This is a genomic window from Mucilaginibacter sp. PAMC 26640 (assembly GCA_001596135.1).
Taxonomy (GTDB): Bacteria; Bacteroidota; Bacteroidia; order Sphingobacteriales; family Sphingobacteriaceae; genus Mucilaginibacter.
The window spans coordinates 2630805-2649986 of record CP014773.1; the positions used below are offsets into that span (position 1 = coordinate 2630805).

Consider the following 19182-nt stretch of genomic DNA (forward strand, 5'->3'; position numbering starts at 1 on the left):
TTAAACCCCCTTGCGTAAGCTTGGGGGTTTCTTTATTTATACCCTTTTTTCCAACTAATACCCCCGCCGCCATCCCGAACTTGTTTCGGGAACCCCACAGGACACGCCCCCAGCATGCATTCCCTACACCCGCCGTCATCCCGAACTTGTTTCCTTACCCACAGGACGGGTTGCCAGCATGCCCCCCCCGCCGTCATCCCGAACTTGTTTCACTATTGTCCGGTAAAAACTCAAATAATAAAAAAAGTTACGATTTAAGGCCTTTCAGAGTAGATCATGTCTTAAAACCAATTTCCAAGCCCCCCAGTTTTAGTTGTTCGGCATGATCGTACACTGCGGACAGCCGTTCGGGATTGTTAAGGAAGTCGAACAAATGAATGTAGCTCATCAAATGCAACCTGATGATCGACGTTAGATTTGAAAAGGCCCATTTCCTTTTGAGTTGTACCTGTACCAGTTTGATGAGCAGATCAGCAATGAAAGCACACCATATCTGGATCTTAATGGCGTTTTCATTATCGCCAAGGAAGTATTTAAGCGGGAAGTTCTGTTTAACCCGTTTGAAAAGCACCTCGATCAGCCATCGCTTTTTATAAATGTCTGCTACCACTTCAGGAGGCAGAGAAAAGTTGTTGGTCAGGAACTCAAATGTCCGGCCGGATTCCTTGTCGAAAAAGGTAACTACGCGGACTTTTAGCTTGATGCCTTCTTTTTGAGTCCGTGTTCCCTGTAAGAGAGATCTATCCGCTACTACACCCACATCTTTACTGTGTTCGCTCAACTCATGGACAGTGGTTACGGTGTAACGGGCATCTTTTTTCTGCCTTGTAACGAAAAATACGCCCTCATTACAGAATCTTTCATACTGGGCGTAACTGACATAGCCTTTATCAAAAACGATGAATGAACCTGGCTGTAAGTGTATCTCTTTCAAAAAAGGCATATCATTGGCACTGGCAGCGGTAAAGTTCACCTTTAGTGGTACATCGTCCGCAGCATTGATCAACGTGTGCACCTTGATCCCGCCCTTTCTTCTGCCATCTAACTTACCCGGGCTTGGAGCATTTAATATTCGCTGAAACAACGTGATGGTAGAAGCATCAGCTATAAATAGTTTTGGGTCTATACGCAACCGGCTGTCCGGTAAAAGATGCTTATGACGACGGTATAACTGATCATAGATACGGGCAAATACCTCAAAACTTCTCCCGGCATTGGCATCACATAAAGTGCTTCGCGCCGGACACTTAATAACGCCCGTATGGCTGAGTTTATGCAGGCAGGCCTTCATGCCGCTCACTACTTCACGACTACTGGTGCATTTATTGAAAGCACAATAAAGCATCGTTACCAGGTGGGTATAAGTGTCGAAATAACGATAATAGCGGTCATGCTCACCGCGCCGGGCTAATGACCTTATTCCATTACGGTCAAGTAAACTTAACAGCTGATTCAGCACCGGCTGTCCGGTAAAAAAAGTACTTTTGCCCATGTTGAATGTTTAAGTGTGGTAACTCAAATATCAACAACAAAGGGGTAGCTTGTAAACTACCCCTTAACTTTTATCAAAAAATCGTTTTACCGGACAACAGTGAACTTGTTTCGGGAACCCACAGGACTGGTTGCCAGCCAGCACCCCCCCGCCGTCATCCAGAACCTGTTTCGGGACCCCACAGGACAGGCCCGCAGCATATGCACTTTCGCCGTCATCCCGAACTTGTTTCGGGACCCCACAGGACAGGTTGCCGGCACACACCCCCGCCGTCATCCCGAACTTGTTTAGGACCCCACAGGACTGGTTGCCGACACGCACACCCCCCGCCGTCAACGTTCCTGCCCGTGTGCTCAGTATTTTTTATCATTCCCATCTGAGGTATCGAAAAAACCTTTCACTACTTCCGGTATATTGCCTACTTTAGGCTGATTAAACCTTTATTGCAATGGAAGCGTATAGTAGTAACTTAAGCATAAAAAGTTGGGCGGAGGAAGATCGTCCGCGCGAAAAGCTTAGCGGACAAGGCCGCCGTGCCCTTACCGATGCCGAACTTATTGCTATCCTTATTGGTAGCGGCAGCCGCAATGAAACTGCGGTAGAGCTCAGCAAACGCATCCTGCACCATTACGATAATGATCTTAATAACCTCGGCAAAGCTTCTATTGCAGAACTTTCCAAATTTAAAGGCATCGGCGAAGCCAAGGCCATCAGCATTATTGCCGCGTTGGAAATAGGCAGGCGCCGGGGCGATACCGAATTTAAAGCACGCGATACCATTACCTGCAGCAAGGATATTTACAATATCATGCGCCGTCACCTTATGGATCTGAGTCATGAAGAGTTCTGGATAATACTGGTGAGCCGAGCATCTAAAGTAATAGCGAAGGAACTCATCAGCAAAGGCGGCTTAAATGGTACCGTTGCCGACCCGCGAGTGATCTATTATTCAGCCATACAACACCAGGCCAGCAGCATTGTATTATTGCACAACCATCCGTCCGGTAATTTAAGACCCAGTAAAGAAGATATTTTCCTCACCAAAAAAATGGCAGATGCAGGCCGGCTGCTGGATATTGCAGTGATGGATCACCTCATCATCAGCGATGCCGGGTACTTTAGCTTCAAGGATGAGGAGATTTTGTGATATTTTTTTCAAGTTTTTAGCTTTCAATCGTAAATCGCTGCTTTAAAATTGCAAATTATAAAAACAACGGCTTAACAAGCGCGTTCTATCTCAACAAACTAAAATACCAGCATCATGATAGAGCCAGAAGATGATCAGTTAGAACAAGACGATCAATTAAGCCAAACCGAAAATGATGACCAGATGAGTCAGCAGGATATCCACTCAAATGGTTTCGATGAAACGAACGAGCCAATAGGCGAAACCGACGAAACGCAACAGGCCCAGCGGGCTTATGACGCTGCCGAGCCATCGTACACCCTGAACCTGGATGAGGACGGTGACAATTCTGACGAAGATTAAACAGACGCAATTTTTTAAGCGTTATTGCGAGGGACGAAGCAAACTCTACACCTGCCAGGTTGAGAATGCTTCGTTCCTCGCTGTTTCAGTACGTTTTTGAGTTGCATTACGCAATCCAAAAAATCCTTTTCCCTTTCGCCTTTTACCTTTCCCCCTAAATTGTATCTTTGCCGATTATCATTCGGCAATCATGAAGATATCTTACAACTGGCTTAAAGAATTTATTGATACGGATAAAACCCCCGAAGAGATCTCAACGATACTCACAGGTACGGGTTTGGAGGTGGAAAGCCTGGACAAGGTACAAGCCATCCCCGGTGGATTGGAAGGCTTGCTGATAGGTTACGTAGTGGAATGTGTCAGCCACCCCAACAGCGATCACCTGCACATCACTAAAACTGATGTGGGCGGCGTTGAGCCATTGCAAATTGTTTGCGGGGCGCATAATGTGGCTGCCGGGCAAAAAGTTGTGGTGGCAACTGTAGGCACCACCATTTACCCCACCGTTGGCGAGCCGTTTAAAATAAGCAAATCAAAAATAAGGGGAGAAGCATCCGAAGGGATGATCTGTGCCGAGGATGAGATAGGTTTGGGTACCGATCATGCAGGTATTATGGTGCTGGATGCTGATGCAAAGGTAGGCACCGCTGCTAAAGATTATTTTAAGCTGAATGATGACTACCTATACGAAATTGGGCTTACACCAAACCGGGCCGATGCAGTATCGCATTTGGGTACGGCAAGGGATGTTGCCGCTTTCTTGAAAATTGGCATCACCAAACCAGATGTTTCTGCCTTTAAAGTGGATAATAACAATAAAGCTTTTGAGGTAATTGTTGAGAATGAACAGGCTGCCCCAAGGTACGCCGGTTTAACCATCACAGGTATTAAAGTAATTGAATCGCCCCAATGGCTTAAAGAACGTTTGGCGGTGATTGGTGTACGCAGTATCAATAATGTAGTGGATGTTACCAATTATGTGCTGCATGAACTTGGGCAGCCCTTGCATGCTTTTGACGCAGCAGCCATTGCCGGTAATAAGGTGATTGTAAAAACGGTAGCGGAAGGCACGGTATTTAAAACGCTGGATGATGCCGACCGTAAGCTAAGTGCAGACGACCTGATGATTTGCAATGCAGAGGAGCCGATGTGTATTGCCGGCGTGTTTGGCGGTGCCAAAAGCGGCGTTAACGAGGCAAATACCAGCATTTTTTTAGAGAGCGCTTATTTCAACGCGGTATCGGTACGTAAAACAGCAAAAAGGCATGGTTTAAAAACCGATGCTTCGTTCCGTTTTGAGCGTGGCACCGACCCGGATATGCCGGTTTTTGCGCTGAAGCGTGCCGCTTTGTTGATACAACAGGTGGCGGGCGGGGTGATCTCTTCGGAGATATTCGATCATTACCCTAACCCGGTTGCTCCTTTCGAGATCAGTGTATCGTACAAAAACATCGACCGGCTGATCGGTAAAGCTATCGGTCACGAGGAGATCAAAAGCATTTTAAAGGGACTGGATATTACCATTGTAACGGAAACAGAGGAAGGCTTAAGCTTAAAAGTGGCGCCTTACCGGGTTGATGTAACGCGGGAGGTGGATATTGTGGAGGAGATTCTGCGGATCTACGGCTACAATAACATCGAGATCCCTACCCAGATCAGGGCATCATTGAATAACTCCATCCGCCCGGAGCGCGATACGGTACAAAATGCTATTGCTGATTTGTTGAGTGCAAATGGTTTCAACGAGATCATGAACAACTCGCTTACCAAATCAACCTACTCGGACGATTTGGAACATGCCGTGAAAATTTTGAACCCGTTAAGCAGCGATCTGGATGTGATGCGCCAGAGTATGCTTTACTCTGGATTGGAAACTGTTAATTACAACAGTAACCGCAAGGCAGCCGATTTAAAACTTTATGAGTTTGGCAAGATCTATAGCTTTGTTGAAGAAAAATATGTGGAGTCTCAGCGCTTTTCTATTTTTATCACCGGCGCATTCAAAGCTGAGCAATGGAACGGCAAGGCAGTAGCCACATCTTTTTACAGCCTAAAAGCGGTAGTTGATGGGATCCTCAAAAAACTCAACATAACTGATTATACCACCGCTGATCATACTGCAGCGGGTTTGGCTTACGGGCTGCAATACCTGCGGGGTAACAAGGTGCTGGTAACGTTCGGTTCGGTAGCAGCAACAGCTTTAAAAAAGGCCGATGTGGATAAGGAAGTTTTTTATGCCGACTTTGATTTTGATGCCATTTTGAAACTGGTTCGAAAGAACGTGATCGTGTATCAGGAAGTGAGCAAGTTCCCGGCGGTAAGGCGCGATTTGAGTATGCTGGTGGATAAGTCAGTTACCTTTAGGCAGTTGAAACAAATAGCTGCCAAAACCGATAAGAAATTATTAAAAGAGGTAAATGTTTTTGATGTGTATGTGGGCGATAAGCTGCCGGCGGGTAAGAAATCATACGCGCTGAGTTTTATATTACAGGACACGGAAAAAACTTTAACCGATAAAGCGATTGATGCAACTATGCAGAAATTAATTTATAATTTAGACAAAGAAGCAGGAGCGGAGATCAGAAAATAATTAGTGAAGGATTGAATTGGTGATGAGCGATTGAAAAATCACACGAAATCACTAACTCACTCAATTACTAATTCACTAATTGCTTAAGTAAACACTAATTTAATAAATCACTCATAAAGAATGCCTTCAGTAGCAGAACAATTAACAAAAGTTGTATATAAAACCGAGCGTTTAATTGAGCTTTGTACTGCTTTACAGGAAGAAAACGACTTGCTGAAACTGGAAAGCGAGGCCCTGAATGTGGCCCTTAAAGCCAGTACCAGTAAGACGAAAGACCTGGAAGAGAAGCTTCGTGTATTGAAAGTGGCAAAATCATTTTCAGAAACAAATGAAAAAAGTGTTGACATTAAGCAAAAAATTAACGACTTTGTGCAGGAAATAGATAAGTGTATTGTATTGCTGAAAAAGTAATACAAAAAGTGAAAAGCTCAAATGGGAGAAATCTCAATAAAAATAAATATTGCCGACCGCGTTTACCCCTTGAAGGTGAACATGGAAGAGGAAGAGATAATAAGAAGGGCAGCCAAGCTGATCAATGACCGCATAAAAGAGTATCAGGAGAACTATGCGGTACGCGATAAACAGGATTTGCTTTCGATGTGTGTGTTGCACTACGCAACATCATCATTAAAAGCTGATAAAAAAGTTACTACGGATGATTCTGAAGTAACCGAAAAGGTTTATCAGTTGGATCATTTACTGACCGAGTTTTTTTCTAAACAATAACGTTCTTTAAAATAGAGCAGAAAGAGCATAGGGCCAAAAGGTAAAAGCATAAAGCAGGTAAAAGGGCTTTCAGCTTTAGTCTTTCAGCTTTTAGTTTTCCGCTTCAAACGAGCTATTAAGATTTAACCGCAGTTAAATTTTAAGTTTCACTATTAAAAACTTAACGCTTCAATATCTTCGGATCCAAAGCGGCATGCGTTGATCGTGTATTTAACGGTAACCCGTGATCCCGACCCATCCGACAAGAAGTTTTAACAATACATGACACTTAGAAGTTTAGTTGCGGTTTTTTTATTTTATATAACCTAAAAAATGAATTCATATTTGTACTTGATAATTGGTCTCCTCGTGGGAGTGCCAACGGGCATTGTTATAGGCCGTTTCCTGCTTAGGAAACTGTTTAAAGACCAGGAAGTAAACGCCCAGAATAAAGTTAAGAAGATCTTAAAAGACGCCGAAAATAACGCCGAGATACTGAAAAAGAACCGCCAGCTGGAAGCTAAGGAAAAATTCCTGCAGTTGAAAGCTGAACATGAGCAGGAAGTAAATGCCAAAAATAACACGCTGAACCAGCGCGAAAATGGTATCAAACAAAAAGAGCAGTCGTTTAATCAAAAACTGGAGAACCTTAACCGTAAGGAATCTGAGCTGGATAATTCCCGTAAAAAGTTAGATGCACAAACCGAAACCCTGGTAAAAAAACAGGAAGAAGTTGAGCATATTAAAAATCAGCATGTTGTGGAGCTGGAAAACATTGCCGGGTTAAGCGCTGAAGAAGCTAAGAACCAGCTGATTGATAATTTGCGCGAAGAAGCCCGCAGCAAAGCGATGGCTCAAATCAAAGATATTGTTGACGAAGCAAAGTTAACAGCCAGTAAAGAAGCTAAAAAGATCGTCATCCAAACCATTCAGCGTACGGCTACAGAGAGCGCTATTGAAAATACCGTATCTATCTTCAATATTGAGAATGATGAGATCAAGGGCCGCATCATCGGCAGGGAAGGCCGTAATATCCGTGCGCTGGAAGCAGCAACCGGTATCGAGATCATTGTAGATGATACCCCCGAGGCCATCATCTTATCTGGTTTTGACCCTGTGCGCCGCGAGATTGCCCGTTTGGCCATGCACCGTTTGGTAACAGACGGAAGGATCCACCCGGCACGTATTGAGGAAGTGGTTGCTAAAACCCGGAAGCAGATAGAGGAGGAGATTGTTGAGATAGGCGAACGTACCGTGATCGATCTGGGCATTAACGGCCTGCACCCGGAACTGATCCGTATGGTGGGCAGGATGCGCTACCGTTCATCTTACGGACAAAACCTGTTACAACACTCGCGCGAGGTAGCCAACTTCTGCGCTACTATGGCGGCAGAGCTAGGTTTGAATGTAAAGCTGGCGAAACGCGCAGGCTTATTGCACGATATTGGTAAGGTGCCAGATGACAACCCGGAATTGCCACACGCAATTTTAGGTATGCAATTGGCTGAAAAATATAAAGAACACCCGGAAGTTTGTAACGCTATCGGCGCCCACCACGATGAAGTGGAAATGACGTCGATGCTGTCGCCGATCATACAGGTTTGTGATGCGATTTCAGGCGCAAGGCCGGGTGCACGCCGCGAAGTGGTAGAAAGTTACATCAAGCGTTTAAAAGACCTGGAGGAGCTTGCTTTGTCGTATCCTGGGGTGGAGAAAACCTTTGCTATCCAGGCCGGCCGCGAATTGCGCGTTGTTGTTGAAAGTGAAAAGATAAGCGATGCCCAAAGCGAAATACTTGCGGCAGATATCTCTAACCGGATCCAAACAGAAATGACCTACCCGGGCCAGATAAAAGTTACCGTGATAAGGGAAACCCGTTCGGTGGCGTTTGCAAAATAAATAAAGCTTAAATTTGAGCCCTCTCCCAAACAGAGAGGGCTTTTTTTATTTTATGGCAAAACCCAACCCCAATACAATCCGGCCCATCCTTCAAAAAAAGGAAGATATGCGCCCCGTTGATGTTTTTTTTAGCCGGCTGGATGCGAGCCACAAAAACGCAACTAACAGACTGCTGCATTATATCTGCGTACCGTTAATGTTATTTGCATTGTTGGCCATTACCTGGGCTATCCCATTTCCATACCTAAAATTTATAGGCAGTTACAACGGCATGTTTAACTGGGCTTCGTTTTTAATTGCTTTTTGTGTGTACTACACCTTAAAGCTTTCACCAATATTATCTTATACCATGCTGATCCTGCTGTTCGGTTTAAGCTATGGCGTATCGCTGCTGGCTGCGTGGGAGCTGGCAGGTGGTATACCGCTCATCTGGATGGGTACCTTGCTGTTGGCAATTGCGTGGCTTGGCCAGTATTTGGGCAGTAAGCAAGAAGGCAATCCTGCATCTTTTAAGGATGATACGCAGCTGGTATTAATTACCCCCATATGGGTGCTGTACAGTTTGTTCAAAAGACTGGGCTGGAGGTATTAGGAAATAACGACGTAGAAGCGATTATTTCCACCGTTGTTGGTCTTTTCACCAACAACCTTCAGGACAAGTTAACGCCTTGGCAAATGGCAAGCACTCGAAGTATGATGAATGGTTCTACATGCTCACCATCACAGGATGGGTCCGGGCCCCCAATCAAATCATCAACCGAAAAAACAGCTTTAGCCCGATTACAGGTTTTTACCCAGCTTCTCCAAAATATCCTGCGGTACTTTTTCCAGATCCAATACGAGGAACCCATCCAGGCAATCAGCAAATTTGGGGTCGATATTAAAGCTGATAATTTTTGCGTTGAGCTGGATGTATTGGCGTAGCAGCACGGGTACCTTCATATTATGCGTTTCCACTTCGGAGATCAGGTTATCCAGTCCTTTAAAGCTATCTCCGCCGCTCATCAGCAGGTCGGTATCAATGTTATCAAAATCAACTTTAAACTTTTTACGGGGCTTAACATACTGCGCCAGATCATGGTCAAAATGGTTACGGTTGATATAATCAACAATAAGCGATTTAGAGAACTTGGAGAATGAATTGCTGATACTTACAGGCCCGATAAGGTAACGGTAGCGCGGGTTATCTATCAGGTATTTTAAAATACCTTTCCAAAGCAGGAAGAGGGGCAGGGGTTTTTGCTGGTATTCCTTACGGATCCACGAACGGCCCAGTTCCAGGCTCTTCTTTAATACCGGGGTGAATTGCTCTTTTAATTTAAACAGTTCGTTAATATAGAAACCTTTTTTGCCAACGCTGTAAAAGATCTCATCGCCGAGCCCAATGCGGTAAGCGCCAACAATCATTTTGGCGTCTACGTCCCAAATAAACAGGTGGTGATAATAAATATCATATTCGTCCAGGTCGGTTGCTTTGTTGGTTCCCTCGCCTACCTCCCGAAAGGTAACTTCCCGCAGGCGGCCTATCTCGCGGATAGTGCACGGAATGGCAGAAGTTGGGGCAATAAATACCTCATAGTTTTTCTCAGTCCAAATTTTATAGTGGTCGCGGAGGGGAGCGATCTCTGCCTCCAGCTTATCGGCCATCGTTTCCGGCACAATGGCTTCGGGTAATTTTTTTACCCGGAACAGGTTTCGCGGGCTAAAGATCTTCTTCTCTTCCTCAAGCCCGGCACCCAGCGCATAAGTTTTGGCCCGGAGAAAATTAAGCACTTTAGTAGCATTGTTATTGTCCGGAATATCAGCCACCTTGATCGGTTTGCCGATCCGGAGTTTAATCGTTCGCCCTTGTTTGTTAAACAATTCAGAAGGGAGCTTGGCAGTGCGCAACGCCGGGTGAATAAGGCTCAGCAGGTTAAACAGCAGGCCATTATTGCCATGGAAATATATCGGTACAACCGGCACCTTAGCTTTAGCGATGATCTTACCCACTACAGGGTGCCATAGGCGGTCGGTGATCTCTTGTTTTTCCATTTTAAAGGTAGATACCTCTCCGGCCGGGAAAATGCCTATGGGCGTGCCGCTATGCAGCAGCTCCAGCGTATTTTTTAAGCCGCTGATGCTGGAGGAGTGTTCTACGTTCTCAAATGGGTTAACAGCGATGAAGTAATCGGACAGGTTGGGGATCTTCTTTAGCAGGAAATTGGCCATTAGCTTGGCATCCGGCCTAACCATGCAAAGTATCTTTAGTAACACCATGCCTTCAATACCACCATAGGGGTGATTGGCTATTGCTATAAAAGCGCCGTCTTTAGGGATATTCTTCAGTTCTTTTTCGTCAAAGTCTATTTCGATGCCGCAACCTTTTAAAATGGCATCAACAAAATCAGGCCCCTGCTTTGGCTGAGCCTGGGCAAATAGGTCGTTTACCTGGTTAATCTTCATCAACTCCATCAGGAACGACGCCAGGCCGGGCATTTTCAATTTATCCAGTTTAGTGGCTTTGGCGAACTCCTCGGTGGTTATTATTTTCATCCTGTTTTTAGCGAAGTAAATGTGGTTAAAATTATTACTTTAACGGTTGCAAAGTGTTGATATGAAAGCGCAGATTAAAAATTACATGTCCCTTACCAAAAAAGAATGGAACGGTATGCTTGTGCTGGTTATTTTGATAGTTGCAATTTTAGCTGCGCCTTACGCTTATCAATGGTATCACAAAGATAGCACAATTAACATCAAAGAGTTCAACGAGGCTGTTTTGCAGTTGAAGAAAGCTAACCCGGGCAGTTTTTCGGCCGGTAACAATTCCGCGGCGCATAATTTAAGCAAGCCCCTTTATTTTAAGTTCGATCCCAATAATTTACCGGCCGACAGATGGAAAATGCTGGGCCTTACGGATAAACAGATCACAACTATACAGCATTACCACGCGAAGGGCGGCAGGTTTTACAAGGCTGCCGACTTCAAGAAGATCTACGGAATTGCTGATAGCAACTACAAAGCGCTTGCGCCATATATGCAAATAAGCGCCGTAGAAATGCCCATCGCCGAGGTTGTAGAGCTCAACACTGCCGACTCGGCCAAACTCACCGCTCTCAACGGCATTGGCCCTTCCTTTGCCACACGCATTATTTATTACCGGGAGCGGCTTGGCGGGTTCGTTAATAAAGAACAGTTAAAGGAGGTGTTCGGCTTTGATGAGCTAAAGTATAATGAATTAAAGGGCCTGGTAAAGGTTGATCCAAGGCGCATAAAAAAGATAGCAATCAACACCATTACTTTCGATCAGTTGCGGCTAATGCCCTACCTAAACTACAAACAGGTAAATGCCATTATAGAATACCGTAAACAGCACGGCAACTACAGTGCGATGGCTGATTTAAAGAATATAGCCATCGTAGATGAAGGAATTTTGCGTAAAATTGAACCTTACATTAGTTATAAATGATTCAGCAGCAAATAAAGGCCGTCATCCGCGATATTCCCGATTTCCCTAAACCAGGCATTGTTTTTAAAGATATCACCCCAATATTGAAAGATCCTGCTTTGTGCGAAGGGATTGTTAACGCATTTGTTGAAGGTTTAAAGGGTACGAAAATCGATGCGATAGCAGGAGTGGAGAGCCGGGGCTTTTTGTTCGGGCTTATACTGGCTACAAAATTAGGTGTGCCGTTTGTCCCGGTACGCAAAGCGGGTAAGTTGCCGCATACGGTGAAGCAAAAAGTATATGAGCTGGAGTACGGCACAGCTACTATAGAATTACATACAGATGCCTTTAAACCCGGCGACCATATCCTAATCCACGATGACCTATTAGCCACCGGTGGTACCGTTATGGCAGCGAGTGAACTTATCCAGGAAATGGGTGGTATTGTTGCGGGTTTCACTTTTGTAATTGGCCTTGGTTTTTTAAACGGTCTGGAAAAGATATCACCGGTAAGTGATAAAATAATAGTCCTCGCAGCTTATTAAATACTAAGCCAGCTCCGGTGTTTTTTTCAGAATACGGGAAGAATTCAGTAGTTGATTTATGTATTTATGACAGTTATAATGCGCACTGACAGCGGCCTGGAATCTATTTTATAAATATTTAAGTATCTGTTTATCTGTTCATTATATTTAAATTAGATCTTTTTTGTTCGGCCCGTTCATGTGCTGGCTGATTTTTTAGGCTTTTCGTTTTAATGTCCGTCCGAAGGCGACAATTTGTAAACTTCGAAATAGTTTTTGAGCCTCAATTCGTACTCGATAATAAAAATTAATATTTGCCATCATAATAGCAAAAACGCCGGAACACCCTTGATTATTTATGGCTTTAGATTTTAGTTATTAACTTTAATCCGCCAGCTATACCATATTATGAGGGGATTTTTACTGTTAACTTTCTGTTTGTTTACAGCATCGTTTGCCTTCTCGGCTGGTAATGATAGCCTGCTTCATCAGCTCAAAGCCGAAATAGCCAAAAAAGAGATTTATGACAGTGCAAAGCAGGCACGCATCAAATCCCTTAATAAACTTCAACAGAAGACCTCGTTTACAGATTATTCCGCGCAGTACGATCTCTGCCTTAAACTATACGATGAGTACAAGTCGTACCAGTATGATTCTGCTTACGTATATGTAAACAAACTCAAAGATTTAAGCGTAAGCATGAACGATATGTCTCGTGCTTATTATAGCCAGGTAAAGCTTGGGTTTATTCTGCTTTCCTCCGGCATGTTTAAAGAAACCTTTGATTGTATGAGTCGTGTAAAAGCTTCCCTTTTAACCGACTCTATGAAAATGGAGTATTATTTTATCATGTACCGCTGTAACAGCGATTTGGGTAAGTATAATAATGATAAGTATTTTGCGCCCGGTTACATGAAGGCGAGCAATTTATATATCGATTCGGCTATTAACCTTACAAAAAAAGGAAGTGTAGAATGGATGCATTTTACCGGCTTAAAAAACGCCCAGTTGGGTGTCCCGGTTTCAAAAGACGATGAGCTGAACAAGCTGTTAACATCCGGTATGCCGATATCAATGCACTTACGCGCAATGCTCAACTGTTCGCTGGCACTTACCTACTTAAGTGATCACCGGCGAGATGAGGCCATCCCGTTATTAATCAATTCGGCAATTGCAGATCTGAAATCGTCAACCAAAGAAGCAGTTGCGCTCTTTACATTAGCCGAGCAGCTGTATAAAAATGGTAATACGAAAGATGCCTACGCATTTGTGCAGCTGGCAAAAGCCGATGCAGATTTTTATGGTGCCCGGCAGCGCAAAATACAAATCGGCGCAATACTGCCCTTGGTGGCAGCCGAAGAACTGAACCATTCTGAAAGTGAAAAGCAACGGATATTGATCTATCTGCTGGCTATCACCGCATTAGCCTCCCTGGTGATCTTATTTTTGGTGATGATTTATAAGCAGCTGGATAAGCTTAAGCATAAAGAGCGGATAATTGAAGATAAAAACGTGCAGCTTAAGCAAGTAAATTATAAGCTAAGCGAGGATGCACATATCAAGGAAGAGTATATAGGGCAATTCTTCAAGATCATATCGGGATATATCTTAAAGCTGGAAAAATTAAAGATGTCGGTTGATACCAAACTTTCAATTAAAAAATACGACGATATCCGGCAGCTGATCAATAACATTAATATCAAAAAAGAGCGCGAGGTGCTGTATCACAGCTTCGACCATATCTTTCTGAAGATCTTTCCCAATTTTATTTCCGCATTCAATTCACAGTTTGAAGAAAAAGACCAGATCTGGCCGCAGGAACACGAAGTATTAAACACCGACCTGAGGATATTCGCATTGATCAAGATGGGAATAAATGATAACGAAACGATCGCTAAAATCCTGGAGTATTCTGTTAATACTATCTACGTATACAAAATGCGGATCAAGGCCAAATCGAAATGTCCGGAACAATTCGAGCAGCGAATAATGGATATCACCGCTGTTGATATCGTAGAGTAAATCAAATAGGAATATCATCCTGTTTTAAAAACTATTTCAAGCGTTATTTGAACCTTTTTTTATATGAACTAGCTATAAAAGTATTATATTTTTACCTCTTTTATTAAAGTTAAATAATTGATAATCAATAATATAATCTTATATTTTTCTATATTTTTTTAGCAATACTTCAAAAGATTAGCGAATGAGCAGCAGGACACACATCTTTGTGTAAATGTATATCGCTTTAATAAGTTACAACTTGTAGGCTTTGCACATTTAGGGTTAAATTCCCGCCATACCAATTAGATACTGTACTATTTTAAATTTTGTGTTTTGGTGCTTTAAGCACGCTATACTGCCAAACGCCTGCGTAAGTTATCGCTTACAGCTATGCATTTGTTACTGATGAGCCTTGTACTAAATTTTTTATAACCAATTATTAATTAAACCACAAACTATGCAATTTAAACACTTACTCACCTTATGTTTTCTTGCTGTAACCTGCTTCTTTTTTGAGCCAGCGCTTGCTCAAAATAAAGTGATCACAGGTAAGGTAACCGACAACAAAGATGGATCGCCACAGATTGGCGTTTCGGTAGGAGCAGGGGGCGGCATCGGCACCCAAACAAGCGTTGATGGTACTTTCAGATTATCTGTACCGGCAACCACAACAGTTTTAACCTTCAACTATGTAGGTTACAAATCACAAACAGTGAGTCTTGAAGGTAAAACCTACCTGGCCGTGGCGCTGGAAGGCACCAGCACAGCCTTAAATGAGGTTGTTGTAATCGGTTACGGTACCCAGAGGGTAAGGGATGCGACGGGTTCAGTAGCGTCTTTAAGCCCTAAAGACTTTAACAAGGGTGTTATTGCTACTCCAGATCAGTTATTACAAGGTCGGATATCAGGTGTGCAGGTAACTCCGTCAAGTGGCGAACCTGGTGCAGCTGCCACTATCAATATTCGTGGTGCCGGTTCTATCCGCTCTGGCGATGGCCCGCTATATGTTATTGATGGTGTTCCAATCGATCAGGGTGGTGGTACAGCAGGAGGTTATGGTGTTGGTGCAGGTAACTCATCTGCCCGTAACCCGTTAGCATTCCTTAACCCTAATGATATTGAGAACATATCAGTATTAAAGGATGCATCATCATCAGCCATTTACGGTTCACGTGGCGCAAATGGTGTAATTTTGATTACAACGAAGAAAGGCCGTAAAGGCCAGGGCATTCAGTTTTCGGCAACAACAAGTCTTGCTTCGACTGCAAAGCGGTACGATCTGCTTAGCCGTGACGAGTTTTTAGCTGCAGTTGCTGCTGTTGGCGCTAACGCGGGGCCTGCATCATCAGGCGGAGTAGATTACGGAGGCAACACAGATTGGCAGAAACAGATCTTCCGTAGCGCTATCTCTCAAAATTATAACATTGGTTTTGGTGGCGCAAGCAATACCGCCAGCTACCGTGCGTCTGTTGGCTACGACAACCAACAGGGTACCGTTAAAAATTCTGGCCTTAAACGTTTAAACGCACGTATCAACGCTGGGAAATCTTTCTTCAACGAACGTTTGAAATTTGATCTCCAGTCTACCTATTCAAATGTGAAGGATCAATTTGCCCCTATTACCAACAACGCAGGCTTTAACGGTAGTTTGATTGGTGCAGCTCTTCAGCTTAACCCAACAGCACCTGTTTATGATGATCAGGGTCGTTTATTTAACCTTAACGGCTACAATTCTGATGGTTATCCAAACGGTAACAGTTTCCGTAACCCGGTATCATTATTAAACCAAATAGATGACAGAGATAACATCAACAGGTTCTTAAACAACCTCACCATGACCCTGCGTTTGGCCGAAGGCTTATCTTACAAGGGTAACTTTGGTGCAGATATCTCTACAGGATTAAGAAAAACTTTTTATGATCCTAAAGTTATCGGTTACACTGATGCTATCGGTATAAGACAAACCAACTTCCCATCGCCTACAGGCAATGGTACCGCCATCTATCAGAATAACAAAGTAAGAAATTATACTACAGAGCATACCTTAAACTATGATAAAAAATGGAAGGATAACAGCTCGTTAACAGCTTTATTGGGTTACTCTTACCAAACCTTTAAAAACGGAAACAGTAACGAATTTGGTTTCGGTACTTCTCAGCCCGGTGTTTTGGTTAAAGATTACAATGACTTCAAAACTCATTTACCTTACGCAGTTGGTGATACATCAAGCTACAGGTTGCAATCTTACTTCGCACGTGTTAACTACTCTTACAAAGACCGCTATATCATTACCGGTACAATCAGGAGAGACGGTTCAACCCGTTTTGGTTCAAACAACAAATATGGTAACTTCCCGGCATTGGCTTTCAAATGGCGTTTAAGCAACGAAAGTTTTATGCGTAAAGGTTTGTTTGATGATTTAAGCTTAAGGTTAAACTACGGTAAAACAGGTAACCAGGAAATACCATCGTACGCATCTTTGGATGTAAATAACATTCAGAATTTCGATGGAACATCCGTTGCCTCTTTTTACCAGGGTAATGCTAACCTAAAATGGCAGGCAAACACCACCTATGGTGCTGGTTTAGATTTCTCTATTGTTAAAGGCAGATTGACAGGTTCTGTTGATTATTTCAACAAATCGGTTACAGATCTTTTGTTCTTCCAGGATATCGCGCAGCCATCCTTGTCATCAAGGGTATACTTGAACTTGCCTGCTAAGGTATCAAACAAAGGCGTTGAGTTTGGTTTAAACTTCGCAGCTGTACAGGGGCCTAAATTTACCTGGGATATCTCTTACAACATGACGTTTATCAAATCAACAGTAAGCAACTTCGTTGGTCGTAACATCGTAACTGGCAACGTCGACGGGCAGGGTTTATCCGGTGCCTACGCACAGCTGATTGCTAACGGCCTGCCATTGTTTACCTTTAACGTACCTAACTATGCAGGTTTGGATGCTAACGGTTTCGGTATTTATCCACAAGGTATAGATGTGTTAACTCCACAAGGCAGCCCTAACCCTAAATTTACAGCAGGCTTAACCAACAACTTTAACTACGGCAACTGGAACTTAAGCTTTTTCCTGAACGCTGCAACCGGCTTCCAGATCTACAACAATACTGCAAATGCTTTCTTCTACAAAGGCAACCTTGTAAGCGGTCGTAACGTAACTAAAGAAGTAGCTGCAACCAACGAAAGCCCGCTTAACTCTGGTGAGGTATCAACCCGCTTTTTAGAGAAAGGCGATTTCTTAAGATTAAGCAATGCATCAATAGGATATACCTTCCCGGTTAAAGGCGGTGCCTTCAAAACATTGCGCGTATCGGTAACTGGTCAGAATCTTTTCCTGATCACCAGTTATTCTGGTTTGGATCCTGAAGTTAACACTGACAAATCCAGGAACGAAGTTGCATCACGTGGTATTGATTATACATCATATCCAAAGGCGCGTATATTCACATTTGGTTTAAATGCAAGTTTCTAAAAAAAATATTAGTATGAAAAAAATAGCGACAAGAGCAGTTTTGTGCGGATTGGTTCTTTTTACTGCCGCCGGCTGTGCAAAATTGGATGAAAAACTTTACGGATCGAAGTCATTAAAAGATCCTAATGCAGCGGCAGGTTCTGCAGATTTAAATGGGGTTTACTCGCAATTGTACGGCCAAACAGATCAGGCAAACACTTATGCATTGCAAGAGCATTCAACTGATGAGATGATGGGCCCAACCCGCGGTACAGACTGGGGAGATTTTGGTACCTGGCGTAAGCTGCACACCCACACCTGGACAGCGACTCATAATCAGGTGAATGATACCTGGGATCAGTTGAATATCGGTGTATTTCGTGCTACCCAGGTAATTGCTAAAGCAGCCGATAAAAACATTGAAGGACAGGCGAGATTTTTACGTGCCTACTTCATGTTCCAGATCGTTGACCTTTACGGCCAGGCGCCATTTAGGGAAGCTGATGCGCCGGTTGCATCTGTACCAAAAGTATTCAGCCGCACAGAGGCTACAGCTTTCATTATAACAGACCTTGAGTTTGCTGAAGCAAACCTGCCTGCAACATCTGCCAACATTGGTGTAGCTAATAAAGCAGCAGCACAGGCATTATTGGCTAAGGTTTACCTTAACAAAGCCGTTTACACCGCGTCGGCGGTTGGTGGCCCTTTCACATTTGCTAAAGCAGATATGGATAAGGTTATTCAGTATGCAAATGCGGTTACTGCAGCGGGCTACACTTTAGAGCCTGCCGGTAAATACTTCCAGGATTTTGCGTGGGATAACACAGAGCAATCTCATGGTAATATTTTTGGTTTTTATAACACTACAACAAATGCTCCTGCTTCCGCTAAAAACCGCTGGAGAATGGGCTTGCACTACAACCAAACACCAGATGGCTGGAACGGATTTACTACCCTTGCAGATTTCTACAATTCATTTGATGCAAACGATGAGCGTAGAGGTGTAGCTTACCCCGGATTAACCGACAAAGTTGGATTAAGGGCAGGATTTGCAGTTGGTCAGCAATTTGGTCCAGGTGGCAAAGCTTTAACCCAGCGTAGTGGTAAACCACTTGTTTTTACTCCGGATGTTAACTTAAATTTCTCTACGGAGGCGCAGGGTATCAGGGTATTTAAATATTTCCCACAGCCATCTGCAAACAACACAGTTAATGATGATAACACATCAAACGATTACGTGATCTTGCGTTATGCAGATGTATTATTAGAAAAAGCAGAGGCCATTATGCGCGGTGGTACCGATCCGAATGGTCAAACTGCGGTATCGATAGTTAACGCGGTACGTGTACCGCGCGGTGCAACAGCTGTTGCAGCTGTTGATCCTGCATTAATGCTTGCAGAGCGCGGCCGTGAGTTGTACTGGGAAGGCTGGAGAAGAAATGACCAGATCCGTTTCGAGAAATTCAACGATCCGGTTGATCAGCGTGCTAACGCGTCGGACAAATCCCGTACGATATACCCAATTCCTCAGCGCGCGGTGGATACCAACCCTAATCTGAAACAGAACGCGGGTTACTAATTAACGC

The 19182-nt window shown here is 43.7% G+C and carries 14 protein-coding genes; 12 read left to right on the top strand and 2 right to left on the bottom strand.

Annotated elements, in window-relative coordinates:
* Nucleotides 1-274: 274 nt before the first annotated feature.
* Nucleotides 275-1492, bottom strand: a complete 1218-nt coding sequence (locus A0256_11500) for a hypothetical protein (protein ID AMR31999.1) — start codon at nucleotides 1490-1492, stop codon at nucleotides 275-277.
* A 448-nt stretch (nucleotides 1493-1940) separates the two neighbouring features.
* On the opposite strand from A0256_11500, the gene A0256_11505 reads away from it, so the two are divergent.
* The 7 genes from A0256_11505 to A0256_11535 all read left to right on the top strand — a co-directional run bounded on the left by A0256_11505 (nucleotide 1941) and on the right by A0256_11535 (nucleotide 8767).
* Entirely contained in the window at nucleotides 1941-2639 is a 699-nt protein-coding gene (locus tag A0256_11505; protein ID AMR32000.1) for a hypothetical protein, read from the top strand.
* 114 nt (nucleotides 2640-2753) lie between these two features.
* A complete protein-coding gene (locus tag A0256_11510) occupies nucleotides 2754-2981 on the top strand; it encodes a hypothetical protein (protein AMR32001.1) in 228 nt (75 codons plus the stop codon).
* Nucleotides 2982-3171: 190 nt separating this feature from the next.
* Nucleotides 3172-5571 (top strand): phenylalanine--tRNA ligase subunit beta, encoded by a 2400-nt coding sequence (locus A0256_11515; protein ID AMR32002.1) that lies wholly within the window; start codon nucleotides 3172-3174, stop codon nucleotides 5569-5571.
* Nucleotides 5572-5691: 120 nt separating this feature from the next.
* Complete coding sequence (locus A0256_11520; GenBank protein AMR32003.1) at nucleotides 5692-5982, top strand: hypothetical protein; 291 nt, start codon at nucleotides 5692-5694, stop codon at nucleotides 5980-5982.
* A gap of 21 nt (nucleotides 5983-6003) precedes the next feature.
* The gene (locus tag A0256_11525; protein ID AMR32004.1) at nucleotides 6004-6297 is read left to right on the top strand and encodes a cell division protein ZapA; all 294 of its coding nucleotides are present in this window, start codon (nucleotides 6004-6006) and stop codon (nucleotides 6295-6297) included.
* Between the two features lie 312 nt (nucleotides 6298-6609).
* Nucleotides 6610-8175 carry a ribonuclease Y gene (locus A0256_11530; GenBank protein ID AMR32005.1) on the top strand — a complete coding sequence of 522 codons (1566 nt, stop codon included), beginning with the start codon at nucleotides 6610-6612 and terminating at the stop codon, nucleotides 8173-8175.
* Between the two features lie 106 nt (nucleotides 8176-8281).
* The gene (locus A0256_11535; protein ID AMR34519.1) at nucleotides 8282-8767 is read left to right on the top strand and encodes a hypothetical protein; all 486 of its coding nucleotides are present in this window, start codon (nucleotides 8282-8284) and stop codon (nucleotides 8765-8767) included.
* A gap of 188 nt (nucleotides 8768-8955) precedes the next feature.
* Here A0256_11535 and A0256_11540 read toward each other — a convergent pair whose 3' ends face one another.
* Nucleotides 8956-10710 carry a hemolysin gene (locus A0256_11540; GenBank protein AMR32006.1) on the bottom strand — a complete coding sequence of 585 codons (1755 nt, stop codon included), beginning with the start codon at nucleotides 10708-10710 and terminating at the stop codon, nucleotides 8956-8958.
* Between the two features lie 61 nt (nucleotides 10711-10771).
* Here A0256_11540 and A0256_11545 point away from each other — a divergent pair, with 61 nt between their 5' ends.
* From A0256_11545 to A0256_11565, 5 genes are all read left to right on the top strand, one after another.
* Nucleotides 10772-11623, top strand: coding sequence for a hypothetical protein (locus tag A0256_11545; GenBank protein ID AMR32007.1), 852 nt, complete (start codon nucleotides 10772-10774; stop codon nucleotides 11621-11623).
* On the top strand, nucleotides 11620-12147 hold the full coding sequence (locus tag A0256_11550; GenBank protein ID AMR32008.1) for an adenine phosphoribosyltransferase: 528 nt from the start codon (nucleotides 11620-11622) through the stop codon (nucleotides 12145-12147). The genes A0256_11545 and A0256_11550 overlap by 4 nt, the downstream gene beginning before the upstream one ends.
* Nucleotides 12148-12534: 387 nt before the next feature.
* Complete coding sequence (locus A0256_11555; GenBank protein AMR32009.1) at nucleotides 12535-14148, top strand: hypothetical protein; 1614 nt, start codon at nucleotides 12535-12537, stop codon at nucleotides 14146-14148.
* A gap of 439 nt (nucleotides 14149-14587) precedes the next feature.
* Nucleotides 14588-17617 carry a hypothetical protein gene (locus A0256_11560; GenBank protein AMR32010.1) on the top strand — a complete coding sequence of 1010 codons (3030 nt, stop codon included), beginning with the start codon at nucleotides 14588-14590 and terminating at the stop codon, nucleotides 17615-17617.
* Nucleotides 17618-17630: 13 nt separating this feature from the next.
* Nucleotides 17631-19175: a glycan metabolism protein gene (locus A0256_11565; protein AMR34520.1), complete on the top strand. Its 1545-nt coding sequence runs from the start codon at nucleotides 17631-17633 to the stop codon at nucleotides 19173-19175.
* Nucleotides 19176-19182 lie beyond the last annotated feature (7 nt).